General features: G+C 59.1%; 20 protein-coding genes and 2 riboswitches. Of the genes, 14 read left to right on the top strand and 6 right to left on the bottom strand.

Going from position 1 to position 22,513, the window contains the following annotated elements:
- Positions 1 to 15: 15 nt before the first annotated feature.
- The 3 genes from ACSBLW_RS13035 to map form a co-directional block, all read right to left on the bottom strand.
- Positions 16 to 2,052: a hypothetical protein gene (locus ACSBLW_RS13035; protein ID WP_435257051.1), complete on the bottom strand. Its 2,037-nt coding sequence runs from the start codon at positions 2,050 to 2,052 to the stop codon at positions 16 to 18.
- Positions 2,049 to 3,902, bottom strand: coding sequence for a hypothetical protein (locus tag ACSBLW_RS13030; protein ID WP_435257050.1), 1,854 nt, complete (start codon positions 3,900 to 3,902; stop codon positions 2,049 to 2,051). Before ACSBLW_RS13030 ends, ACSBLW_RS13035 begins: the two co-directional genes overlap by 4 nt.
- A 201-nt stretch (positions 3,903 to 4,103) precedes the next feature.
- Complete coding sequence (map, locus tag ACSBLW_RS13025; protein WP_435257049.1) at positions 4,104 to 4,862, bottom strand: type I methionyl aminopeptidase; 759 nt, start codon at positions 4,860 to 4,862, stop codon at positions 4,104 to 4,106.
- A 143-nt stretch (positions 4,863 to 5,005) separates the two neighbouring features.
- Positions 5,006 to 5,189, top strand: a riboswitch (cobalamin riboswitch).
- Positions 5,190 to 5,238: 49 nt separating this feature from the next.
- Between map and bluB the strand changes: the two genes are divergently transcribed.
- Both bluB and ACSBLW_RS13015 read left to right on the top strand, forming a co-directional pair.
- The gene (bluB, locus tag ACSBLW_RS13020; protein ID WP_435257048.1) at positions 5,239 to 5,925 is read left to right on the top strand and encodes a 5,6-dimethylbenzimidazole synthase; all 687 of its coding nucleotides are present in this window, start codon (positions 5,239 to 5,241) and stop codon (positions 5,923 to 5,925) included.
- A gap of 70 nt (positions 5,926 to 5,995) precedes the next feature.
- Positions 5,996 to 6,754: a propanediol utilization protein gene (locus ACSBLW_RS13015; RefSeq protein WP_435257047.1), complete on the top strand. Its 759-nt coding sequence runs from the start codon at positions 5,996 to 5,998 to the stop codon at positions 6,752 to 6,754.
- Here ACSBLW_RS13015 and ACSBLW_RS13010 read toward each other — a convergent pair.
- Positions 6,751 to 8,196: a cobyric acid synthase gene (locus ACSBLW_RS13010; RefSeq protein ID WP_435257046.1), complete on the bottom strand. Its 1,446-nt coding sequence runs from the start codon at positions 8,194 to 8,196 to the stop codon at positions 6,751 to 6,753. The two genes, ACSBLW_RS13015 and ACSBLW_RS13010, sit on opposite strands and share 4 nt — an antisense overlap.
- Positions 8,197 to 8,491: 295 nt before the next feature.
- Positions 8,492 to 9,133, bottom strand: coding sequence for a cob(I)yrinic acid a,c-diamide adenosyltransferase (gene cobO, locus ACSBLW_RS13005; protein WP_435257045.1), 642 nt, complete (start codon positions 9,131 to 9,133; stop codon positions 8,492 to 8,494).
- 43 nt (positions 9,134 to 9,176) lie between these two features.
- Positions 9,177 to 9,408, top strand: a riboswitch (cobalamin riboswitch).
- Positions 9,409 to 9,496: 88 nt separating this feature from the next.
- Here cobO and ACSBLW_RS13000 point away from each other — a divergent pair.
- From ACSBLW_RS13000 to cobJ, 7 genes are read left to right on the top strand one after another with little or no spacing between them, the layout of a single operon-like run.
- Positions 9,497 to 9,862, top strand: a complete 366-nt coding sequence (locus tag ACSBLW_RS13000) for a DUF1636 family protein (RefSeq protein WP_435257044.1) — start codon at positions 9,497 to 9,499, stop codon at positions 9,860 to 9,862.
- Positions 9,855 to 10,889 carry a cobalamin biosynthesis protein CobW gene (gene cobW / locus ACSBLW_RS12995; protein WP_435257043.1) on the top strand — a complete coding sequence of 345 codons (1,035 nt, stop codon included), beginning with the start codon at positions 9,855 to 9,857 and terminating at the stop codon, positions 10,887 to 10,889. The genes ACSBLW_RS13000 and cobW overlap by 8 nt, the downstream gene beginning before the upstream one ends.
- Positions 10,890 to 10,898: 9 nt before the next feature.
- On the top strand, positions 10,899 to 14,138 hold the full coding sequence (gene cobN, locus ACSBLW_RS12990) for a cobaltochelatase subunit CobN (protein WP_435257042.1): 3,240 nt from the start codon (positions 10,899 to 10,901) through the stop codon (positions 14,136 to 14,138).
- Positions 14,135 to 15,280 carry a precorrin-3B synthase gene (gene cobG / locus ACSBLW_RS12985; RefSeq protein ID WP_435257041.1) on the top strand — a complete coding sequence of 382 codons (1,146 nt, stop codon included), beginning with the start codon at positions 14,135 to 14,137 and terminating at the stop codon, positions 15,278 to 15,280. Before cobN ends, cobG begins: the two co-directional genes overlap by 4 nt.
- Positions 15,280 to 15,909, top strand: coding sequence for a precorrin-8X methylmutase (locus tag ACSBLW_RS12980; protein ID WP_435257040.1), 630 nt, complete (start codon positions 15,280 to 15,282; stop codon positions 15,907 to 15,909). The genes cobG and ACSBLW_RS12980 overlap by 1 nt, the downstream gene beginning before the upstream one ends.
- The gene (locus ACSBLW_RS12975; protein WP_435257039.1) at positions 15,906 to 16,667 is read left to right on the top strand and encodes a precorrin-2 C(20)-methyltransferase; all 762 of its coding nucleotides are present in this window, start codon (positions 15,906 to 15,908) and stop codon (positions 16,665 to 16,667) included. Before ACSBLW_RS12980 ends, ACSBLW_RS12975 begins: the two co-directional genes overlap by 4 nt.
- Entirely contained in the window at positions 16,664 to 17,401 is a 738-nt protein-coding gene (cobJ, locus tag ACSBLW_RS12970; protein ID WP_435257038.1) for a precorrin-3B C(17)-methyltransferase, read from the top strand. Before ACSBLW_RS12975 ends, cobJ begins: the two co-directional genes overlap by 4 nt.
- Here cobJ and ACSBLW_RS12965 read toward each other — a convergent pair.
- Positions 17,374 to 18,126 carry a cobalt-precorrin-6A reductase gene (locus ACSBLW_RS12965; protein WP_435257037.1) on the bottom strand — a complete coding sequence of 251 codons (753 nt, stop codon included), beginning with the start codon at positions 18,124 to 18,126 and terminating at the stop codon, positions 17,374 to 17,376. The genes cobJ and ACSBLW_RS12965 overlap by 28 nt on opposite strands.
- Here ACSBLW_RS12965 and cbiE point away from each other — a divergent pair.
- The 5 genes from cbiE to cobA are packed head-to-tail and all read left to right on the top strand — an operon-like array spanning position 18,125 to position 22,503.
- On the top strand, positions 18,125 to 19,303 hold the full coding sequence (gene cbiE / locus ACSBLW_RS12960) for a precorrin-6y C5,15-methyltransferase (decarboxylating) subunit CbiE (RefSeq protein WP_435257036.1): 1,179 nt from the start codon (positions 18,125 to 18,127) through the stop codon (positions 19,301 to 19,303). The genes ACSBLW_RS12965 and cbiE overlap by 2 nt on opposite strands.
- Positions 19,300 to 19,668 carry a cobalamin biosynthesis protein gene (locus ACSBLW_RS12955; RefSeq protein WP_435257035.1) on the top strand — a complete coding sequence of 123 codons (369 nt, stop codon included), beginning with the start codon at positions 19,300 to 19,302 and terminating at the stop codon, positions 19,666 to 19,668. The genes cbiE and ACSBLW_RS12955 overlap by 4 nt, the downstream gene beginning before the upstream one ends.
- The gene (cobM, locus tag ACSBLW_RS12950) at positions 19,665 to 20,444 is read left to right on the top strand and encodes a precorrin-4 C(11)-methyltransferase (protein WP_435257034.1); all 780 of its coding nucleotides are present in this window, start codon (positions 19,665 to 19,667) and stop codon (positions 20,442 to 20,444) included. The genes ACSBLW_RS12955 and cobM overlap by 4 nt, the downstream gene beginning before the upstream one ends.
- Entirely contained in the window at positions 20,441 to 21,787 is a 1,347-nt protein-coding gene (locus tag ACSBLW_RS12945) for a cobyrinate a,c-diamide synthase (protein WP_435257033.1), read from the top strand. The genes cobM and ACSBLW_RS12945 overlap by 4 nt, the downstream gene beginning before the upstream one ends.
- Positions 21,784 to 22,503 carry a uroporphyrinogen-III C-methyltransferase gene (gene cobA / locus ACSBLW_RS12940; RefSeq protein ID WP_435257032.1) on the top strand — a complete coding sequence of 240 codons (720 nt, stop codon included), beginning with the start codon at positions 21,784 to 21,786 and terminating at the stop codon, positions 22,501 to 22,503. Before ACSBLW_RS12945 ends, cobA begins: the two co-directional genes overlap by 4 nt.
- Positions 22,504 to 22,513: the final 10 nt, after the last annotated feature.

The raw sequence follows: 22,513 nt of genomic DNA, 5'->3' as shown, positions 1-22,513 counted from the left end.
CGGCGGATCAGCCGCCTAACCTCTCTCCAGCAAAGCCGCCCGATTTCGCGCGTCTGTCACCTTGAACCCATGATCCATCAGATAGGGCATGGCCGTCTTGCCCTTCGCGGTCCAAGCGCCATCTTCATCCGTCCAAGTGTCGTCAAAGCAGATCACACCGTCCGGGGCCAGCTTGCCAACCAGACTTGTCGCACAGTCCAGATGCATCTGATGGCATTGCGCATCCGAAATCCGGCTTCCCAGAAAGCTCTCGTACCGGCTCTGACGCAACTCGCTGTGCTGGCCGTGGTCAAAGTCGTACGCATCAAGGAAGCAATAGTCGATCGGGCCATCCCACTGCGCCAGAAAATCCTCGCCCTTTGAGGTGACCGCCCGGAAATTCAGGCCAAGCCGTTTGAACAGACGTCGCGCCATCGCTGAATTGCGCGGGTCCATGTCAACGGTGATAAAGTCGATGCCGAGAGAGTCGCACAACATTGCCAGCTTTTCGGTCGACCCTTGGCCGGGAACCGTCTCACGCGTGGTGCCGATCTCGATCAATACCCTGCGCCGCGCGATCTTTTCGGGTGGCCGGGCTGTCAGCCAATCAATCAGCAGAACATGGCCATGCTCTGCCCCTTTCGGCGCAATCACAGGACCAATCACCCGATCCAAGGCATCCCGCTGCGGCACTGGCAACTGCATCGGGCCTTCAAGCGCATCAACAATCAATTGCCGAACGGCAAGATCTGGCTTGCCGCAACGCAAGTAAAGCCGAGCCGCCAAAAGATGCAGCGGACGGCACTCCAAAGGTATGATCCGCTGCGCCTCGTTCAAAAGCGCGATACAGTGGATGTTTTCCCCAATCGACGCGTAATGGCTTGCGCAGGTCACCAGCAACAGCGCCCCATCCGCTGGGGAAAGGCCGGAACACAAGACGTCCAACCGCTCGTAAAACCCGTCCGCGTGCGACAGGCAATCTTCGACCAGTTCAATCAGCCGTTTCAGATCAACGGTAAAGGTCGACGCCCCCTGACTAGCATCCAGCAAAAGCGACAGTTGCGGAAGAAAGGTAGCCAGCCGTGCAGCCGGGCGATCCGTCGAAAAAGCCCGCAATGACGATGCCAAAGCCAGCGGAGAATTAGCACGCACCCCAGCCCCAGGGTCGCTGATGGCAACGAAAGCGGGCTCATATCCAAGTGTTTCGCACAGATCTTCGTATTGTGGCGTGTCCAGTGGTTCATCGGTCGCGATAGACCCATCCGAATAATGGATGACCGGACCGCCTGTCTCGGCAATGGAATGAAGTTCCGGCTCGGCCCCCCCGCGCCCAACAGGGACGTCAAGATGCTTGGCAATTTCCGCAAGCCCCGATGCCGGATCCTGCAAAAGCCCGTCCACCGTCAGGACAGGAAAGGGATTTCCCTCCAGAAATTCCAGATACCGCTGAGCATAGGTCTCAAGTGGCATGGGGCTTTCGGACAGCAGCCCAAAATGCCTGTCACTCATCCAGCTTTTAAGCGGATGTTCGGCAATCGCCACACCCACAACCCGTCGATTCTCGCCTTCCAGCAGACCAAGATCCTTGGCAAGCAGTCCGGGTTCAGAACCCGCTGGCGCACTGCCGGCCAGCACCAGAACCGGAAACTTCCCCGCTTTGCTCAGATCAAGCTCGGCCTTTAGAAAGGCGGATAGGCCCGCCTGTCGGCGTGTTTCGACACCATCCGGAAGGTCCGATGAAACACGGCTCAGGGCGGGGTTGGCCAGCTTGCTTCCGTAGATCTCCGAAAGGTTCGGCAAATGGGCGATCAGGGATTGAATCCTGCTCGGCAACCTCGGTGAAAAACTGACGATCACGCGGATCGGCGGCACTTCGGCAGACCGCGAAATCAAATCTTCACAGCGTTCCAGCAGGCTGGGAAGCGGCGTGTTCGGACGATGCGCCTCTCTTCCATCCACCGGAAACCGGCTTTCAAGCAGCGCCAAGGCCTCATCGACCATATCGGTCAAGTCAGCGACAGAGACGGACTCCCCGACAGCCGGAACATAATTTGGCGGCGTCCGGCGCTTCATATCTTTTTCTTCCCCTTTTTCTTCTTTTTCGCCTTGTCCACGGGGGGAATGGCCAAAGGTGCCGCAAGGCCGGCAGGTCCGGCAGCTACCAGCGCGGCAGGAGTCTCTGCACCTTGCGTCAGAGCGTGCAATTGCTGCGCAGCTTGCCGCAGGCGCGGGGTCAATTGCCGCAGCAACTCCTCCTGTTCAGCCCTGACGGTTTGGGCAATTTCAAAACGTCCTTGCAAATCCCTCAGATCGTCCTGCAACCGCGCCTGAATCCGCAACGCAACGCCCAGATCATGCCGTGCCTGCGCCAAATCCAGACTATAGCGCTGGGCATCGTCCGATTGCTGGGCAACCTGCTTACGCGCATTGGCCAATGTGGCCGTTAGCTGTTCGGACTTGGTTTCCGCAGCCTTCGCCCGCGCTTCCATCTCTGCCAGCGTTTTGGCCTTGGTCTCGCTCGCCGTTTGCGCCTCTGCCAAGGCAGCCTCAACCGACTTTAGCTTAGCTTCAGTCTCGGTCAGCACCTTCGCCTTGCCGTCCAGCTGGCTGCGCGCGTCCGTCAGGCTGGCCTCAAGGGCCGCGGTCTTTTCATCAGCGGCTTTGGTCTGCGCCGCCAAAGCCGTTTGCGCTTCGGAAAGCCCCGCCTCTGCCGCTTTCAGCTTGCTTTCAGCCTCTGCCAGCGCCTTCGTCTTCGTTTGGTTCGTCGCCCAGGCTTCTGACAGGGTCACCGTGTTGGAGCGGAGCTTTTCATCAACAGCCTTCAACCGCGTCTCGGTTTCCAAAAGCGTCTTGGCTTTTGCTTCAACTGCGGCCTGCGTCTCGGCCAACAAGGTCTCAAGTGACTTGGCCTGCTCTTCCGCCTTGCTTGATTTTGCTTCCGCCTCGGTCAGCGCCTTGCTTTTCGCGTCCACCGCCGCACGCAGTTGGGACAATGCGGCCTCGACCGTCGCGACCCGATCACTTGAGGCCTTTTCACGGGCAGAGGCTTCTTCCAGCGCCTTGGCCGTTGCCTCGGCGCGCTCATGGGTTTCCTGCGCCGCGGCTTCCAAGGCTTTGACCTTTTCTTCCGCAGCCCGCGCCTTCTCGGCCGCCGCTTTCGCCCGCGCTTCGCTTTCGGCTAGGGCTTTTTCCTTTGCCTCGATGCCCTTCCAGGCTTCATCCAGCGCCACTTCACCAGCCTTCAGCCGGTCGCCAAGATCCTTGGCGCGGGCGGACATGTCGGCCAGTGCCTTTGTCGTCTCGTCATCCTTTGCCCGCAATTCGTCCAATGCCACTGTCAGGGCGCGAATTTGAGGATCACTTTTCCACTGCACGATCGGCCAATCCGGGTCGCTCAGATCGGCCTCACCCTTGGCAAAGCCCTCGGCCGCCAACCAGGCCTCGATCTTGTCTTGTGCGGCCGCGCCTTCGTAAAAAACGCCAGAACCACAGCGCAGCGTCAGGCGTCTGATCTGCTTTACGGCATCGACCGATTTCAGGCCTTCCAGAATCTCGAATTCAGAACCGGGTGCATCCAATATAAGGTCGAAGACCTGCGCCTTCGCGCCGATCCGGTCCAGCAAGGATAAGGGGCTTAGCACCGGAACCGCCTGACGGCCCAAAACCTTCAGCCCCGGAAACAACTCCATCAGATCGCTCGTCGGCTCGCGAAAGCTGTTAAGGGCAGCAAAGTTCATCTGAAGAAGTTCGGCGCGCCCGTCCTTTTCAGCCAAGCCAAGTGCCAAAACTTCAACATCCTCGGGAAGCGTGGCGCGAAGCGCTGACGCTTGATCCGGGTCCGGCTGCACCAGCACGCGCTTCAAACCCTTCTGGTCTGCCGTGGCCTGAATCGACCCATCTTCCCTTGCGCCAATATGAAGCAAGAAGGAGGGTGCGGATGAAACTGCGGCAGGTGTCATTAAAGGATGCCTTCAAGTGGTCTTTTTAATCTGTTCAGGACCATAGACCCCCATCGGGCTGATGTCATCAACCCTAATGTCCTCGCCCCGCCTGACACTTCTGGCGTGACAAGATAACTGAACGAAACAGGGCAGGAAAACAGGCGCATTCCCGGCCTGAACACGTCACCCGACGTGATCGGGCAAGGTCAGCACAACAGGACCGCGATCCGTTGCGACGACCGTATGTTCATATTGCACAACCGGTGCCGAAGGTTCGCTGAACAGCGTCCAACCATCGTCACCGCTTTCTGCCCAACGGCCGCCCGTCGACAGGAAAGGTTCGACTGTCAGGACCAGCCCTTTGGTGATCCTTCTCTGGTCTTTCCGGTTTGGCCATGTGGCAATCTCTTCGGGGTATTCGTGCAACGACCGTCCCACGCCATGACTGGCCAGATTGCGGATCAGGGTATAGCCCTTGGCTTGGGCAAATTTCCCAATCGCGTTGCCAATTCCGGCCAAAGGCTGCCCGCTCCGCACCTCTGCCACCCCGATTTCCATGGCGCGATGGCCATCTTTGCACAGGCGCGCCAGACTGCCGTGGACGGGCGGAACCACAAGGCTCGCTCCCGTATCGGCAAAGAACCCATCCCGCGAGGCCGAGACGTCGATATTGACCAGATCTCCTGCCCGGATCACCCGCTGGCCGGGAATGCCGTGGGCAATTTCCTCGTTCACGCTGATGCAAGTGGCGCCGGGAAAATCATAAACCGATTCCGGTGCCGAAACCGCCCCTTCCAGCTCCAATGCCTTGCGGCCAATCTCGTCCAACTCAAGGGTGGTGATGCCGGGTTCGACAGATCGGGACATCAGCTGAAGCGTATTCGCGACGATCCGGCCAATGGCCTTCAGGCCCTCCAGATCGTCTTCCTCGGTGATCGTCATTGGTCCGCTCCGCCAAAAGTGCCAGCCCAGGACGCATCCGGCAAAGGCTCCCTCTGTCTGTACGCAGGGTGTACGGGGGGTGTACAGGGGGTGTACCGGTCAAAAGGAATGTTTTGCTCTGATTGCCAAGTCAAAAGGCAATGGCTAGATTGCCCCGGTCTGGTGCCCAAGGTTCGCCAAGGGATAATCGGGAATGCGGTGAAATTCCGCAACGTGCCCAACGCTGTAAGGGGGATGCGGCTGCTAAATGCCACTGGTTTTCGGACCGGGAAGGTGTAGCTGCAGGTGAAACCGAGTCAGAAGACCGGCCAGACGAAACCGGGGTGCCTGATGGTCAACGGGCAACCTCGTTTCTGATGACAGGGGATCGTGTCAAATGCCCAGCCTACCCCCCGCGCCCAGCCCTGCGGATGCTTTCACAGAAGATGAGCAAGCCGCTGTTTACAAAGCGATTTTCAGCCGCCGTGACGTGCGGAGCCAGTTCACTGACCGGCCCTTGGATGACGCGACATTGATGCGGCTTTTGACAGCTGCGCATCACGCCCCCTCGGTCGGCTTCATGCAGCCGTGGAACTTTCTGGTCATCCGCGACCAAGCGGTAAAGGCACAGGTTCAGACCGCTTTTTCAAAGGCCAATCAAGAGGCGGAAACGATGTTTCCGGAAAACCTCCGCCCCCTTTATTCCAGCCTGAAACTGGAAGGGATCACCCAGGCCCCGGTCAACCTATGCATCACCTGTGATCGCACACGCGGTGGAAAAGTCGTTCTGGGTCGAACCCATGCCCCAGAAATGGATTTGTATTCAAGCGTTTGCGCCGTCCAGAACCTCTGGCTCGCAGCCCGTGCCGAAGGTATTGGTGTGGGGTGGGTCAGCATTTTTCATGAAGAAGACCTGCGGCAAATCCTCGAACTTCCGGACCATGTGGTCCCAATCGCCTACCTTTGCCTTGGTCACGTCGACGAACTTTACACAGAACCAGAACTTCAGGCCAAAGGCTGGCGTCAACGTATTCCACTCGAAGACCTGATCTATCAGGATCGCTGGGGACAAAGTGCAGGGTAATTCCATCAGGCGCCTTGGCTCGCGGGGGTTTTCCGTTCCATGCCATTTCGGGGAATGGATACAGGGCCGAATGGGCCCTGACGGCCCTTTGGCGCTGATCACTCTTTTGCCACAAAACATCCGCGTCCGCGCCTGGCAGAACGCCCAGTCCAGGCGTGGATGTCACGCGATGGGTTATGGTGCGATGGCGCGAAACCCATTGATACGGCTAGAGAATGCGCTTGGGTTGCCTCCCTGTGGTCTGACGCTGTCTCATCTTCCGTTCCCGCCCGGCCTGGGAACAGGAATGTCTACTGCGTCACTGGTTGCCCATGCGCTCCTCTCGGGATTTTCCGGATCAGCGCAAGAATTGGCTTGCGGCACCGTTGCCGCCGAAGGTGCAAGTGATCCGTTGATGTTCGATGAGCCGGATCGCCTTCTTTGGGCATCGCGCGAAGGTCGCGTGCTTTCGCGTGGTTTGCCGCCTTATCGTGCAGAGGTCTTGGGCGGATTTTTTGGCCCGGCCCTGCCTACGCGGGCTGTGGATCAGAATTACGATGACGTGTCCGACTTGGTGGCGGCGTGGCGAAATTCATCCAGCCTCACGGAACAGGCGGCCCTATCATCGGAAAGCGCGCGGCGTTGTCATCATCGGCGAGGAGTATCAGGTGATCCTACCCAGCAACTTGCCTCCGATCTGGGTGCGCTTGGCTACGCATCCTCCCACTCCGGCGCTGCCCGCGCCCTGATCTTTGCACCGGGAAAGGTTCCAGAAAAGGCAGAAGATGCCCTGAAAGAGGCCGGGCTTTACCGTGTCCTTCGCTTCCGCACAGGGGCACGCACCGCCTAGCGCGCCAACCCCAGAAGGCCCTCTACGTCAAGATGGGCCTCCAGGTGATCGGCCAAGGAATCCAACGTTTTTTCAACCAGTTGGGCGTGGTTTATTCCAGAGCCTTGGATGCCGAGTTGGGCCAAGAAGGCCGTTCGAAAATCATCTGCCGCAAAGAGCCCGTGAAGATAGCTTCCAATCACTTTACCGTCGCGACTGACCGCACCCTCGTCCCGACCATCAACAGAGGCAAAGGGGCGCCGCCGATCCGGGCCCTCGGTTCGGCCGATGTGAATTTCATATCCGTCGACTTCTAGGCCGGATGCAGCATGAACCGCCTTGACCCGCGCCAGACGCTTGTCGGGCGTCATGAGCGTTTCCACATCCAGGAACCCCAATCCGTCGGTGTCTCCGGCTGGTCCTTCGATGCCCTCCGGGTCGGAAACCCGCGTTCCAAGCATCTGATAGCCGCCGCAAATTCCCAGAATATGCCCGCCACGCCGCAAATGCGCCGCAAGGTCGATGTCCCATCCTTGCTTGCGTAAAAATGCCAGATCGCCCCGGGTGGATTTGGACCCGGGAAGAATAACCAGCCGGGCATCGCCGGGGATGGCTTCCCCGGCTTTGACCATAACCAGCTTTACCCCCGGTTCGGCCTTCAGGGGGTCTAGGTCGTCAAAATTCGCGATGCGTGAGAATACCAGACAAGCGATTGTCAGCCCATCCTCCTGCGGGCCAGAACTCAAATCCAATGCATCCTCGGCCGGCAAAAGATGTGCCTCTGAAAACCAGGGAAGAACACCGAATCCACGCCATCCAGTGCGGGATTCGATCAGGTGGTATCCGTCGTCGAAGAGACGCGGATCCCCGCGAAACTTGTTGATCAGGAAACCGGCCACCATCTTGGCGTCATCCACGTCCAAAACGGTTTGCGTGCCAATGACTTGGGCAATTACTCCGCCGCGATCAATATCTCCGGCAAGAACCACCGGAACATTCGCTGCCCGTGCAAAGCCCATATTGGCGATATCGCCCGCACGCAGATTAACCTCGGCCGGGCTGCCCGCACCTTCGACGATTACAAGATCATACTTCGACTTCAGACGTTCGAAGCTCTCAAGCACAGGCGGCATCAAAGAGGGTTTCAGCTTCGCATAATCACCTGCTCGGACCGTCGTCAGGCGCTTTCCCTGAACGACAACCTGCGCACCCACTTCACTTTCCGGCTTCAGAAGGATGGGGTTCATGTCGGTGACAGGGTCTAGACCACAAGCAAGCGCCTGCAAGGCTTGCGCCCTCCCGATCTCTCCGCCATCCACGGTGACTGCCGCGTTGTTTGACATGTTTTGCGGCTTGAAAGGTGCAACCGAAAATCCGCGACGACGCGCCGCCCGGCATAAGCCAGCGACCAGCATGGATTTCCCGACATTCGAGCCGCAGCCTTGGATCATCAGCGCGGTCATCAAACCATGCTCCTCGGCTGAAATCTCTGCTCAACGTTGCCACTGCGGGAGCCTCCGGCGGGGATAGTGATCGCCAAGATAAAGGGCAGAGCGTTTTTCAATGTCAGCAGCCGCGCTTCGGGCCGTTTGCACGGGGGAAGCGCGGCGCCTTTACCTTGGACGGTCATCGGGATCCCTCCCTGTACCGCGAACTTACCCGGCGGCATGATGGTTAATTCTTCGTTGCCTTTATCTTGGGAAAAATATCCCGGAGTCCGGGGCAGCGCCCCGGGGGCTGCGGGCAAGGCGCAAGTCTTCAAAACTCTACTCCCGGCTGACCTTTGATGCCCGACCGAAACGGATGCTTGATCAGGGACATCTCGGTGACCAAGTCAGCGGCTTCGATCAGTGCATCCTTCGCATTGCGGCCTGTAAGGCAAACATGGGTCAGCGGCGGCTTTTCGGTCGCCAGAAAGCTGAGCACGTCTTCGATGTCGAGATAGTCATACCGAAGCGCAATGTTGATCTCATCCAGCAAGACAAAGCGAATATTGGGATCGCGGATCAATTCTTTGGCTTTTTCCCAACCCGCGCGGGCTGCGGCAATGTCGCGGGCCTTATCTTGGGTTTCCCAGGTAAAGCCCTCTCCCATCGCATGGAACTGGCAAAGGTCAGAGAAGTTGGCTTCAATCAGTCGGCGCTCGCCAGTGTCCCAAGCCCCCTTGATGAACTGCACAACGGCGCAGGGCATGCCATGAGCAATGCAACGCAGGATCATGCCAAAGCCAGAGGAAGACTTTCCTTTGCCTGCCCCGGTGTGGACAATGATCAGCCCCTTTTCGCCTTCCTTGGACGCCATGATCTTGTCGCGCGCGGCCTTCTTCTTGGCCATCTTCGCGGCATGCCGCTGAAGATCATCTGGGTCGTTTTGGGACGAAATGTCGTTTGCATCGGTCATGGTGACGGTCCTTCTCCTTGACTCCCCCCTCCTGTATGGCAAAGGAGAGGGCAAGAGCGCTGGTGCCTGTCCTACGGCAGGCCAAGAGGGAATGCGACAGGTTTTGCGACCCAAGGGGTTGGGAAACCGAAGCGCAGCCGCCCCCGCGACCGTGAACGGAGAGTTCCACCCGATGCCACTGGCCGCAAGGTACGGGAAGGCGGGCGGAGCGCAGGAGCAGCCGGGCTGTTCTCGACTCCGCAAGCCGGGAGACCTGCCAGTGCCGCGACTGAAACGGGCGGACGGGGTGTGCCGCGACCTTCGGAACGGGATTTTTGATCCTTGCCGACGGCCTATCCCCATAAGCCAAAACCGGAGTGGCCGATGGGCACCGTACTACATGTGTGCATGACCTGCCGCGCGGGTCAGCCTGTTCCTGAAGGCGAAGCCTGTCCCGGTACGCGCCTGCACAATGCATTGGTTGAAATTGGGGCCCCGGAAGGTGTGACGATCCGACCTGTGGAATGCCTTTCCGCCTGTGATCATGGCTGTTCGATCGCGCTTTCAAAGCCGGGTGCATGGTCGTACGTTTATGGCCGCATGACCGAAGCAGACGCGCCGGAAATCTTGCGTGGGGCCGGTCTTTACGACGCCACGTCTGACGGATTGGTGCCTTGGCGTGAACGCCCCGTCATTTTCCGCAAGCAAAGCCTTGCCCGTATACCCAGATTGGAGCCGCTAGATGTCTGACCTGACCAAGATCCCTGTTACCGTCATCACCGGCTTCCTTGGGGCGGGAAAGACCACACTGATCCGCCACCTGATGCAAAATCCGCAGGGCAAGCGCCTTGCGGTTCTGGTCAACGAATTCGGAACGGTCGGGGTTGATGGCGACATTCTGAAATCTTGCGCGGATGAAAACTGCCCGGTTGAAAATATCGTTGAACTGGCCAATGGCTGCATCTGCTGCACGGTTGCCGACGACTTCATTCCGACGATCGAGGCCTTGATGGCCATGCCGGTGCGTCCTGATCACATTTTGATCGAGACCTCGGGACTTGCCCTGCCAAAGCCGCTGCTAAAGGCCTTTGACTGGCCAGCCATCCGGTCGCGGATCACGGTTGACGGTGTGGTTGCTCTTGCAGATGCGGAAGCGGTTGCCGCTGGACGTTTTGCGCCTGATGTCGAAGCCGTCGACGCACAACGCGCTGCGGATGACAGTATTGATCATGAAACGCCACTGTCCGAAGTGTTCGAGGATCAGATCTCTTGCGCGGATATCGTTCTCTTGTCGAAAGCTGATCTGGCAGGAGAGACTGGCCTCGCTGCGGCGAAAGCGGTGATCGAGGCAGAGGCTCCTCGTCGCCTTCCAATCCTGCCGATGACGGACGGGATGATCGACCCGCGTGTTATCCTTGGTTTGAATGCGGCTGCCGAGAACGATCTTGAGGCGCGTCCGAGCCATCATGATGGACATGATGATCACGAGCATGACGATTTTGACTCAGTCGTCATCGACCTGCCGGAAGTGTCAGATGTGACCGATCTTGTAGAGCGCGTCCAGCGTTTGGCCCGCGAACAGGACATCCTTCGGGTCAAAGGCTATGTTGCCGTTACGGGCAAGCCGATGCGCCTGCTGTTGCAGGCCGTGGGAGAGCGGGTTCGCCATCAGTTTGATCGGCCTTGGGGCGACACGCCTCGCCAGTCAAAGCTGGTGGTGATTGCCGAACATCACGACATCAACGAAGACGCCATTCGCGCCGTTCTTGGGGCTTGATCCTCTGCCATGCATGTTGTCTTTCGCGAAAGTCATGGTCTGGAAGAGGCGGAAACGCCCTTCGATCCGGGACAAGACCCGGCAGATATGGTTGTGCTTTCGTTTTCGGACAGCGACTTGGGGGCATTTGCCGCTGGCTGGCATCGCGCAGCTGGAAAATTGCCGTCATTGCGGGTGCAGAACATTGTTGCGCTGAAGCATCCGGTGTCTGTGGATACCTATGTCGAGCGCACTTTGGCTGGTGCCAAAGCAATTCTTATCCGGTTGATTGGCGGCGAGGCCTATTGGCCCTATGGCATCGCGTCGATCCAAGATCTGGCGCGCCGGAACAAGATAGCCTTGGCCGTGCTTCCAGCCGATGGGCGCCCTGATCCGGCGCTGGATGCGGCATCGACCTTGCCTGTGTCGACGCTTCGGCGGTTGACCCAACTTTGCGACGCAGGCGGTGCGGTGGCCGCGCAGGCTGCTTTGGCGCAATTGGCGATTTCTGCCGGGCTTTATGCCGGTCCGGTTCCGGGGGATAAGCGCGTGCCGGATATGGGGTTCTATGACCCGGATCTGGGTGTCATTGCGGCTCCACCCTCGGGTGATGTTGCATTCGTAAGCTTCTATCGGTCCTATCTGACGGCGGCGGATACCGGGCCTGTTGATTCGCTGATCCAGCATTTGCGAGAGGCCGGTTTCGCAGCATGCGGCGTGTTTGCTCCATCTTTGAAGGCCCCTGGCTTCGCTGATTGGCTCCAACCGCATTTGGCGACGAATCCGCCGAATGCGATCATCAATGCCACGGCGTTTTCAGCCCAAGCGGAAGACGGCAGTACACCTTTTGACGGGTTAGATTGCCCGGTGTTCCAGGTTGCCTTGTCGACGGCTCGGCGGCGGGACTGGGCGGTTTCAGACCGGGGGCTGTCACCTGCAGACTTGGCGATGCATGTGGTTCTGCCAGAGGTTGACGGCAGGCTTTTCACGGGGCTGGTTTCCTTCAAGTCACCCGGCAAACGCGACCTTGATCTTCAGTTTTCCCGTTTCGCACATCGGGCTGACGCTGCGCGGATCAAATCGGTCGTCGCCAGGGTAGTAGCTTGGCGCAAGTTGGCTGTGGCGCAGCCTGCCGAACGTAGACTCGCTATCGTCTTGTCAACATATCCGGGTCGCGCGCATCAGTTGGCTCATGCCGTCGGTCTTGATGCCTTGGCTTCAACCGAAGCTGTTCTGGCTGAGCTTGCCGCAACTGGCTACGATGTCACCCAAGGACACGGCTTGGGTAGTGCCCTATTGTCGGAAACTCTGGAATGGCCGGTTTCGGCCTATGCAGCCTTGTTAGAGACGCTATCGGAGACTCTCCGGGCGGATCTGACCTCGGCCTGGGGGCAACCAGAGGACGACCCGGACTGCCAGAACGGCACCTTCCGTTTCCGGGCGCTTCGACGTGCCAAATCAATCATCGCACTTCAACCCGAACGCGGGGATGTCGCGCAGCGCGATAATGATTACCACGATCTTTCTCGCGTTCCCCGCCATGGCTACGTCGCATTTTACCTTTGGTTGCGGTCGCAGGGCTTGCATGCGCTGGTGCATATGGGCGCGCATGGAACGTTGGAATGGCTGCCCGGGAAATCAGTGGCGCTTTCCGAAGATTGCTGGCCCGAGGCGCTGATTGGCGATTTGCCTGTGATTTACCCCTTTATCGTCAATGATCCGGGCGAGGCCGCTCAGGCGAAACGCCGGATCGGGGCATTGACCTTGGGCCACATGCCGCCGCCCTTGGCGCAATCTGTCGTCCCAGAAGGCATGGCGCGTCTGGAACGGCTTCTGGATGAATATTCGACGGCTGATGGGCTTGATCCATCGCGGCGCGACCGATTGATGGCCGATATTCGTGCCGAAGCACAGGCGTCAGGTGTGGAAAAGGACTTGGGCCTTCCTGCGGATGCCAGCATGGCCGAAGCAATTACCCGTGTTGATCGCTTCGTTTGCGACATCAAGGAAAGCCAGTATTGCGATGGATTGCATGTTCTGACACGCGGGGCCTGTGGTTCGTCCGAGCGTGACGGTTTGCTTCGGGCGCTTGCTGGCAAGCGCGTGGCGGCAGGGCCGTCGGGTTCACCCGCAAGGGGGAGATCGGATGTCGTTCCGACAGGGCGCAACCTTTTTGCGGTCGATCCAAGAGCCGTGCCTTCGCGGTCAGCACATGCGCAAGGGGTGAAATTAGCCGAAGAACTGGTCCGCAGGCATTTGCAGGACCACGGCGATTGGCCGCGGGGGCTGGTGGTGGACCTTTGGGGCAGTGCCACCATGCGCACGGCCGGCGAGGAATTTTCGATGGCCCTGCATCTGGCTGGCTTGGCACCGGTGTGGGATGCGGGAACTGGTCGCGTTTCGGGCGTCGAGGTTATACCATTGGCTTTGTTGGGGCGCCCCCGGATCGACGTCACTTTGCGCGTATCTGGCTTGTTCAGAGACGTTTTTCCGGGTCTTGCCGTGCTGTTTGAGACCGGTGCTTCGGCGTTGGCTGATCGGGATGAAGCATCAGAAGACAACCCCTATATCGACAAGGCTTCGCGCGTGTTCGGGCCAAAGCCCGGCCAATATGGCTTGGGTATGGGCGTGGCGATGGATGATTTCACGCCGGAAGCGCGCGCCGCTGCCGGTGATGCATGGATCGCGGCATCTTCCTGGGCCATTGGTCTGGACGGCCAATCGCGCGATGACCGCGCGGGAATTGAAGCGCGGCTTCTGTCGGCGGACGGCTTTGTTCATGCTCAAGACTTGCCGGAAAGCGATGTCCTTCTGGCCGCCGATTACGCCGCGCATGAGGCCGGCTTTGCCGCGGCGGTCGCCCGCTTGGGTGGACAAGCCCCGGCGCTTTATCATTTGGATGCAACACAACCAAACCGCCCCCGTGCCCGTAGCCTGACCGAAGAAATCGCGCGTGTCGTGCGGGCACGAGCTGCAAATCCGGCTTGGGCAGATGGGATGATGGCGCATGGGTTCCGGGGTGCGGCCGAAATTACGGCTACCTTGGACCATATGGCTGCCTTTGCGCATCTGGCGGGCGTTGTTCCGCCGCATCTGTTTGATCTCTACCACGAAGCAACCCTTGGCCGTGACGATGTGGTTGCGTTCATGGAGCGTGAAAATCCTGCGGCTTTGGCAGCCCTGCGTGACCTCTTTCAAAGACTTCGGGACGCTGGTCTTTGGCTGACGTTGCGGAACTCGATTGCATCCGAGCTGGAGTCCGCACGATGAGCGGGGCAGGGGATTTCATCGTTCAGGGATGGTGCCCCGGTGCGCTACGCCCGATGATGTCGGGCGACGGGCTGGTGGTCCGGGTTCGCCCGAATGCTGGTCGATTGACCCAAGCGCAAGCCGCAGGAATTGCAGCAGCGGCCAGGGCGCATGGCAATGGCCTGATCGACCTTTCGGCGCGCGCGAACGTTCAGTTGCGTGGAGTGACGGAAGAAAGCCATCCGAAGCTGATCGAAGATCTGCGGGTGTTGGGACTGATCGACGCCGATGTGAAATCCGAGGCGAGGCGTAATCTATTGGTGACGCCATTTGCCGATCAGCAAACTGACGATCTGGCCCATAAGCTGGCGGCGGCTTTGGTTGGCGCACCCGAATTGCCGGGAAAGTTTGGCTTTGCCGTTGATACGGGCACTGAACCCGTTCTATCGAACATCTCGGCTGATATCCGTTTAGAGCGCGATTCCACGGGGTGTCTCATATTGCGTTGTGATGGTGCGGAGCTTGGCGCACCTGTTTCTGAAATCGACGCACCAGCCCGCGCTTTGGAATTGGCGCATTGGTTTGTTTCTGCTGGCGGAGTGAAAGAAGGCCGCGGTCGAATGGCTGCGTTGATCGGTAAGGGCAAGGCACCGACCGGACCTCTGGCCGGGACCAAAGAGCCTGCGCCGGCTCGTCCTGAACCTTCTCCGGGTTTGGTTGCCCAAGGTGCTATGGTGGGGTTTGAATTCGGGCAGATGGAGGCAGAAACGCTGGCGCGCCTTGCACGATTGGGGTCGATACGCGTGACGCCTTGGCGGATGCTGCTGGTTGAAGGTCTGACCGATCTTCCGGGTTTACCGGGTTTGATTCTGGACCCTGATGATCCGCTTCTTCGGGTCCGTGCCTGTACGGGTTCGCCCAGCTGTGTTCAGGCGCTGGGTGCGACCCGGCCTATTGCGCGCAGATTGGCGCCGCAAATGCCACGAGGGGCAATCTTGCACGTTTCGGGTTGTGCAAAGGGATGTGCCCATCCCGGCATCGCCAACCTGACGCTGATTGCCACAGCCAATGGATTTGATCTTGTAAAAGGGGGCACCGCACAGGACAGCCCCATGCAGACGTCCCTGCCAGAAGCAGGACTGGACCTAAGAGGCCTTGCCTGATGCCCTACGCCTATGAAACCGATGGCGCCACCATCTACGTGAATTCCTTTGCCACGATCCGTGCCGAGGCTGATCTCGCGCGTTTCACGCCCGAAGAAGAAGTGGTGGTCGTTCGCATGATCCATGCCGCCGGGATGGTTGGGCTGGAACGTCATGTCCGCTTTTCCCCCGGGATGGCCATTTCGGCGCGCGCCGCATTGGAGGCCGGTGCCCCCATCTTGTGTGATGCGCGCATGGTCAGCGAAGGGATTACGCGTCCGCGCTTGCCTGCGAACAACGAAGTGATCTGCACCTTGCATGACCCTTCGGTTCCGGCTTTGGCAGCCAAGATGGCAAACACACGCTCGGCGGCGGCCGTTGAGTTGTGGAAGCCTCATCTGGCCGGGGCGGTCGTGGCTATCGGCAATGCACCGACGGCCCTTTTTCATCTACTGAACATGCTGGAAGACCCGGATTGCCCGCGTCCGGCCGCGATTATCGGCTGCCCGGTTGGCTTTATCGGGGCGGCAGAATCGAAAGCCGCATTGGCCGAGTCGAACGCGGCGCCTTGGGTTGTCGTTGACGGTCGGCTTGGTGGTTCGGCAATCACGGTGGCGGCGGTAAACGCGCTCGCTTCGCGCAAGGAATGACAATGGAACAGCGGCAAATCGGACGTGTCATCTGCGCGGGGCTTGGACCGGGCGATCCGGATCTCATTTCTGTTCGGTCCGATCGCGTAATCCGTTCCGGAAAGCACATTGCCTATTTCCGAAAGGCAGGACGTCAGGGGCAAGCGCGGCGCATCGTCGAAGGGATGCTGTCAGACGGCGCGACTGAACACGCAATGGAATATCCGGTCACGACCGAAATTCCCTTCGACAGCCCCGAATACAATCGACTTCTTGCAGAATTCTACGATGACTGGGCGGTTCGTCTGCGTGACCTCGTTCAGGCCGGGCAAGAGGTCGTTGTCCTATGTGAAGGCGACCCCTTCTTTTATGGGTCGTTCATGCACCTCTATGTGCGACTGAAGGATGAAGTTCCGGTCGAGGTCATTCCCGGCATTCCCGGGATGGTTGGCTGTTGGAATGCGACGGGCGTTCCGATCACTTGGGGCGATGATATCCTGACCGTCCTTATGGGAACGCTGCCGGAGGATGAGCTTGTTCGGCACATGCAAGGGTCCGAAGCCTTGGCCATCATGAAGACGGGCCGTAACCTTCCGCGGGTGCGGCGGGCACTGGAAGCGGCGGGTCGATTGGACGATGCATGGCTGATCGAGCGGGGAACGATGCCGGGGCAACGCGTGGTCAAGCTAGCGGCTGTTGACGCGGCAGACTGCCCCTATTTTGCAATCGTTCTGGTGCACGGCCACGGCCGCAGACCCGTTGCCGGGGGCGAGGAATGAGCGGCTGGGTTATGGTGGCGGGCCTTGGCCCCGGTGATGACGCATTGGTCACCCCGCAGGTCATGGAAGCCTTGGCCGAGGCGACAGATGTGGTTGGCTATATCCCTTATGTGGCTCGGGTTAAGCCGCGCCAAGGTTTGACCTTGCACCCCTCGGATAACCGCGTTGAGCTTGACCGTGCAGGGCTTGCGCTCAAGATGGCCGCCGAAGGAAAGCGCGTGGTGATTGTGTCGTCCGGCGATCCGGGTGTTTTTGCGATGGCCAGTGCCTTGTTCGAGGCGGTTGAGGCGAATCCGGCCGCGTCAGACACAGATATTCGCATTCTTCCCGGTATAACTGCCATGCTGGCGGCAGCGGCGCGTGCTGGTGCACCGTTAGGCCATGATTTCTGTGCCATCAACCTTTCAGATAACCTTAAGCCATTCACCGAGGTGGAGCGCCGGCTGCGCCATGCGGCGCAGGGTGGCTTTGCCATGGCGTTCTACAATCCGCGTTCAGCTAGCCGCCCGTATCAGTTTTCCCGAGTGCTGGAGATCTTGCGCGAAGAATGTGAGCCCGAGCGGCTGATCCTTTTCGCGCGTGCGGTTTCGACACCGGAAGAACGTATCCATACCGTAAGCCTTGCCGAGGCTCAGCCGGAAATGGCGGATATGCGGACCGTGGTCATTGTCGGAAACGAATTGACGAGGCGGGTTGGAAAATGGGTCTACACCCCACGTTCGGTGCCTGCATGACCCAACCACTCCATGACCCTGTCGACACTGTCCGTCTCTTGCCTGTCTGCAAGGGCTGGGCGGTCGATCAGGATCACGGGAAGATGCAACGCGCGGGCGGCAATCAGCTTGGCCTCGGCCCCACTTCCCCCGGCATTTTTGGCCACAAGATGGGTGATGCGATGTTCAGTCATCAGACGTTCGTCTTCATCAGCCCCGAACGGGCCGCGGGCAATGACAATGCTGACATCAGGCAACGGCAGGGGTTCTTCGGGTGGATCGACCAAGCGCAGCAGGTATTGGTGCTGGGGCTTGGCCGCAAAGGCCGTGAGGTTTTGCTTTCCGATCGCAAGAAAGACACGCGACTTGGCTTCGGGCAACGCAGAGACTGCAGCAGCGATATCGGGAACGCTATGCCAGTTGTCGCCCGGCCCAGCTTGCCAAGGCGCCCTTTGCAGGACGATCAAGGGAACTTGAGCCATTTGACTGGCGTCAACAGCATTCGCGCTCATTTGGGCGGCGAATGGGTGAGTTGCATCAATGATATGCGTGATACGCTCGGTCCGCAGATAACCGACCAAGCCATCGACGCCACCAAAACCTCCGATACGGGTTGGCAAGGGTTGCCCTATGGGTGCAGCCGTGCGTCCGGCGTAGGAAAAGACAGCGTCAACTTCAGCCTTGGCCAAGGCGCGCGCCATTTGGCTGGCTTCGGTCGTTCCGCCCAAGAGAAGGACGCGCGTCATGTCTGATCCTTGGTTGTCGATCATCGGTCTGGGCGAAGATGGACTGGCTGGCCTGTCGGATGCAAGCAAGTCGGCATTGGCCGACGCCGAAGTTGTGTTTGGCGGATCGCGGCACTTGGCCCTGACAAAGGTTGGCGCGCGGGGTCGGGAATGGCCGATACCTTTTGATCTTGCGCCACTGTTGGCCTTGCGCGGGAAGAAAGTGGTGATGCTTGCGTCGGGCGACCCGTTCTGGTTCGGGGCAGGCGGGTCTGTTTCTTCGCATCTTACCCCAGATGAATGGCGCTCTTTTCCCAGTCCTTCGATCTTTTCGCTTGTTGCTGCGCGTATGGGCTGGAAGCTGGAGGAGGCGCTTTGCCTTGGTCTTCATGCTGCCCCTTACGCGCGATTGGCTCCCATTTTGTCTAGGGGTGTTCGGGCGATCTGCACCCTGAGGGATGGGACGGCAGTACAGGAATTGGCCGACTGGATGGCGTCAAACGGTTTTGGTGAAACAGAAATCACTGTTTGCGAAGCGCTGGGCGGGCCAAGAGAGAAGGTCCGACGTTGGTCTGAGACGGAAAATATCGCAGCGCCGGTTGCTGTTGCACTGGATGGCGCAGCTTTACCCAAAGCGGCGGGGATCCCGCGCGCTTCGGGCCTTTCTGACGACCTGTTCTTTAGCGACGGGCAGATCACAAAGCGACCAATCAGGGCGCTTACGCTGTCGGCTTTGGCCCCGAGGAGCGGTGAAGTCCTATGGGACATCGGCGCTGGATCCGGGTCTGTTTCCGTAGAATGGTGTGTCTCTGGGGGGCGAGCCATCTGCGTTGAAGCCCGCAGTGACCGCATTCCCAACATTCGCGCAAATGCCGAAAAATTTGGGGTTTCGCACCGTGTGGCGATCGTCCATTCACGCGCCAAAGAGGCAGTTTCCGGGCTAGAAAGGCCCGATGCTGTCTTTGTCGGCGGAGGTGGGGATGCTGAGCTGTATTCCGTTCTTTGGAACCTGCTGCCAGAAGGTACGCGCTTGGTTGCAAATGGCGTGACACTTGAAACAGAAGCCGTTTTGGCGGCCTGTCATGCGCGACACGGAGGCGCTTTGATGCGATTTGATGTGGCAGAAGCCACTTCGCTGGGAGGGTTTCGCGGTTGGTCTGCAAGCAGGCCAGTGGTTCAATGGAGCGTTGTGAAATGAGAGTTGCTGGAATTGGATTTCGGACAGGCGCTTCCTTCAGGTCGCTTCAAGAGGTTCTTACCAAAGTCGAATCCATTGGCGGCTCTGTTTCGGCCTTCGCCACGATTGAAAAGAAATCTGGTGACCCGTCACTGCTTGCCTTGGCGCAATTGCATGGCGTGCCGATACACGCGGCCGATGTGAAAGGTGTGGCAACACCCACCCAGTCTGACAGGATCATGGAAATGCACAGCACCGGTTCTGTTGCAGAGGCAGCGGCACTGGTTATCGCCGGCCCCGGCTCAACCATCACCGTGCAGCGGATATCGTCCGCCGATGGCATGGCGACAGCCGCCATCGCCGAAGTCTTGGGAGAAAAGAAATGACCGTTCACTTCATCGGAGCGGGCCCTGGCGCGCCGGATCTGATTACCTTGCGTGGTCGTGATCTGATTGCTGCTTGCCCTGTTTGCCTCTATGCGGGCAGCCTCGTGCCCGAGGCCCTGCTCCAGCACTGCCCTGCGGGCGCGAAGATTGTGAACACAGCCTCGATGAGCCTTGATGAGATCATGGCCGAAATTGCGACCGCCGATGCCGAAGGCAAGGATGTGGCCCGGCTTCATTCTGGCGACCTTTCGGTTTGGTCGGCGATGGGGGAACAGTTGCGACGCCTGCGGTCTATGGGCATCGCCTATGATGTGACGCCGGGTGTGCCAGCCTTTGCCGCCGCCGCCGCCGCGCTTGGGGCGGAACTTACGCTTCCCGGCGTTGCCCAGTCGGTTGTTCTTACGCGCACTTCGGGCCGCGCGTCTGCGATGCCCGAAGGTGAAACGCTTGAAAACTTTGCGCGTACGGGCGCTGTTCTGGCCATTCACCTTTCGGTCCATGTTCTGCCGGACGTCGTTGCGCGACTGACACCCGAATACGGGAAAGACTGCCCTGTTGCTGTGATTTTCCGGGCGTCGTGGCCGGATCAACGGATCGTTCGCGCAACTCTTTCGACGATTGATGCGTCGATCGGGGAAGGCGAACGGACTGCATTGATCCTTGTGGGTCATTCGATCGGTGCCGAGGAGTTCAACGAAAGCCGCCTTTACGCTGGGGATTATGATCGTCGATATCGCCCGGTTGGGACCAACCCCAGATTCCCGGAAAGCGCATGATCCCCGCCGGTCTACTTGTTTCTGCCCCGGCCTCTGGCACGGGAAAGACGACCGTTACTTTGGGTCTACTTGCGGCCTTTCGTGACGAAGGGCTGAATGTTCAACCGTTCAAAAGCGGGCCGGATTACATCGACCCTGCGTTTCATTCTGCAGCCGCCGGACGGACATCGGTCAATCTGGATACCTGGGCGATGAGTGAGGCTCAGATTTCAGAGCGGATCGAAGTTGCCGCAGGGGCAGATCTGATCATCGCCGAGGGTTCGATGGGCCTGTTCGACGGCGTTGCAAGATCGGGTGAGGCAGGCACAGGGGCGAGTGCAGATTTGGCGGCATTCACCGGTTGGCCTGTTGTTCTTGTGCTGGATGTGTCTGGGCAGGCGCAAACCTCTGCTGCTGTTGCGATGGGGCTTGCGCATTTTCGGGCTGGTGTGAAGGTCGCCGGAGTTATTCTGAACAAGGTGGCTTCCCCAAGGCATGAAGCCCTTGTCAGGGTTGGCATGGAAGCGGCCGGCCTGAAAGTTTTGGGGGCACTTCCGCGCAACAAAGACATTAGTTTGCCAGAGCGGCACCTGGGATTGGTGCAAGCTGAAGAGTTGCCAAAACTGGCTGAATTGCTGCGGCAGGCCGGTGAATTTGTAAGGGCCAATTGTGACTTGGCCGCGATCAAAGAGACTGCAGCAGTTTCAAACTTATCGACCAACGGGGCAACGATGATCGCCGCACCTGGCGAGCGTATTGCCTTGGCGCGTGACGCAGCGTTTTCCTTTGTCTATCCTCATCTGATCGCCGATTGGCGGGCACAAGGCGCAACAATCCTGCCATTTTCACCACTGGCCGATGAGGCGCCGGACGCTGCGGCCACTGTCTGCTGGCTGCCAGGCGGATATCCGGAATTGCACGGTGCAAGGCTGGCTGCCGTCGAGAATTTCAGACAAGGAATGCAGGCATTCGCACAGACGCGCCCCGTCCACGGAGAGTGCGGTGGTTACATGGCCTTAGGCCAAGGCATAGTTGCTGCAGATGGCAAGAGGCATCGGATGCTGGGCCTTTTGGGGTTGGAAACAAGCTTTGCAAAGCGACGGATGCATTTGGGCTACCGCGTTGCCTACACGGAACGCTGTATTCCCGGCATGACAACGACGAAAACGCTTCGGGGCCACGAATTCCACTATGCGAGTATTCTATCCCAGCCAGACGCTCCGCTTGCCAAAGTGGAAGACGCGAATGGAGCGACGGTTCCTGAGACCGGTTCCTTCCGGCAAATGTCTGGCGGTGGCGTAACCACCGGAACCTTTTTCCATTTGATTTCCCCTGCCCAAAACCAACCTGAGATCACGTCATGACCGGATTTGTTTCCTTTGTGTCTTCTGGCCCCGGCGACCCAGAACTGCTGACCCTAAAGGCCGCGCGGCGCTTGGCGGAAGCTGATGTGGTGTTGTTCGATGATCTTTCGTCTGGTCCCATTCTCTCACATGCAGGGACGAACGCAGATCTTATCGCTGTTGGAAAACGAGCGGGCAAACCCTCGCCAAAGCAAGATCACGTCAGCCAGCTTTTGGTTGATCACGCATTGACGGGCGCAAAGGTGGTTCGGTTGAAATCCGGAGACAGCGGGATATTTGGGCGATTAGAGGAAGAAATCGTAGCGCTTTCCAATGCGGGCATTCGCTATGAGATTATTCCCGGTGTGCCATCGGCCTGTGCCGCCGCTGCCGTTGCTGGTATCCCGCTGACTCGTCGCTTGACGGCGCGCCGGGTTCAATTCGTGACCGGGGCCGACATTTCTGGAAACTTACCTGATAGCCTGAATTGGGCTGCTTTGGCCGACGCCGAGGCGACGACGGTGGTTTTTATGGGGAAAAGAACATTTCCGGCTTTGGCGCGCGAATTGGCTTTACGCGGTCTGCCGCTGAAAACACCTGCCCTCTTGGCGGAAGCGGTCGGCCATCCGGAACAGAACTTACACCGCTCGACAATCGGAGAGTTGGCTAGGGAGTTGGAGCAAGGACGCAGCGATCAGCCGGCGCTTATTCTTTACGGCCCATTGGCTGAGCTTTAGGTTTGGATTG

Source organism: Thioclava sp. FR2, assembly GCF_051200875.1.
Lineage (GTDB): Bacteria > Pseudomonadota > Alphaproteobacteria > Rhodobacterales > Rhodobacteraceae > Pseudotabrizicola.
Note: the sequence above shows the minus strand (reverse complement) of the source record. Positions and strands in the feature narration are given on the sequence as shown.

Bases quoted from the DNA above. Each gene is read 5' to 3' on its own strand.
- ACSBLW_RS13035 (WP_435257051.1), bottom strand. From the start codon at position 2,052: ATGAAGCGCCGGACGCCGCCAAATTATGTTCCGGCTGTCGGGGAGTCC.
- map (WP_435257049.1), bottom strand. From the start codon at position 4,862: ATGACGATCACCGAGGAAGACGATCTGGAGGGCCTGAAGGCCATTGGC.
- bluB (WP_435257048.1), top strand. From the start codon at position 5,239: ATGCCCAGCCTACCCCCCGCGCCCAGCCCTGCGGATGCTTTCACAGAA.
- ACSBLW_RS13015 (WP_435257047.1), top strand. From the start codon at position 5,996: ATGGGCCCTGACGGCCCTTTGGCGCTGATCACTCTTTTGCCACAAAAC.
- ACSBLW_RS13010 (WP_435257046.1), bottom strand. From the start codon at position 8,196: ATGACCGCGCTGATGATCCAAGGCTGCGGCTCGAATGTCGGGAAATCC.
- cobO (WP_435257045.1), bottom strand. From the start codon at position 9,133: ATGACCGATGCAAACGACATTTCGTCCCAAAACGACCCAGATGATCTT.
- ACSBLW_RS13000 (WP_435257044.1), top strand. From the start codon at position 9,497: ATGGGCACCGTACTACATGTGTGCATGACCTGCCGCGCGGGTCAGCCT.
- cobW (WP_435257043.1), top strand. From the start codon at position 9,855: ATGTCTGACCTGACCAAGATCCCTGTTACCGTCATCACCGGCTTCCTT.
- cobN (WP_435257042.1), top strand. From the start codon at position 10,899: ATGCATGTTGTCTTTCGCGAAAGTCATGGTCTGGAAGAGGCGGAAACG.
- cobG (WP_435257041.1), top strand. From the start codon at position 14,135: ATGAGCGGGGCAGGGGATTTCATCGTTCAGGGATGGTGCCCCGGTGCG.
- ACSBLW_RS12980 (WP_435257040.1), top strand. From the start codon at position 15,280: ATGCCCTACGCCTATGAAACCGATGGCGCCACCATCTACGTGAATTCC.
- ACSBLW_RS12975 (WP_435257039.1), top strand. From the start codon at position 15,906: ATGACAATGGAACAGCGGCAAATCGGACGTGTCATCTGCGCGGGGCTT.
- cobJ (WP_435257038.1), top strand. From the start codon at position 16,664: ATGAGCGGCTGGGTTATGGTGGCGGGCCTTGGCCCCGGTGATGACGCA.
- cbiE (WP_435257036.1), top strand. From the start codon at position 18,125: ATGTCTGATCCTTGGTTGTCGATCATCGGTCTGGGCGAAGATGGACTG.
- ACSBLW_RS12965 (WP_435257037.1), bottom strand. From the start codon at position 18,126: ATGACGCGCGTCCTTCTCTTGGGCGGAACGACCGAAGCCAGCCAAATG.
- ACSBLW_RS12955 (WP_435257035.1), top strand. From the start codon at position 19,300: ATGAGAGTTGCTGGAATTGGATTTCGGACAGGCGCTTCCTTCAGGTCG.
- cobM (WP_435257034.1), top strand. From the start codon at position 19,665: ATGACCGTTCACTTCATCGGAGCGGGCCCTGGCGCGCCGGATCTGATT.
- ACSBLW_RS12945 (WP_435257033.1), top strand. From the start codon at position 20,441: ATGATCCCCGCCGGTCTACTTGTTTCTGCCCCGGCCTCTGGCACGGGA.
- cobA (WP_435257032.1), top strand. From the start codon at position 21,784: ATGACCGGATTTGTTTCCTTTGTGTCTTCTGGCCCCGGCGACCCAGAA.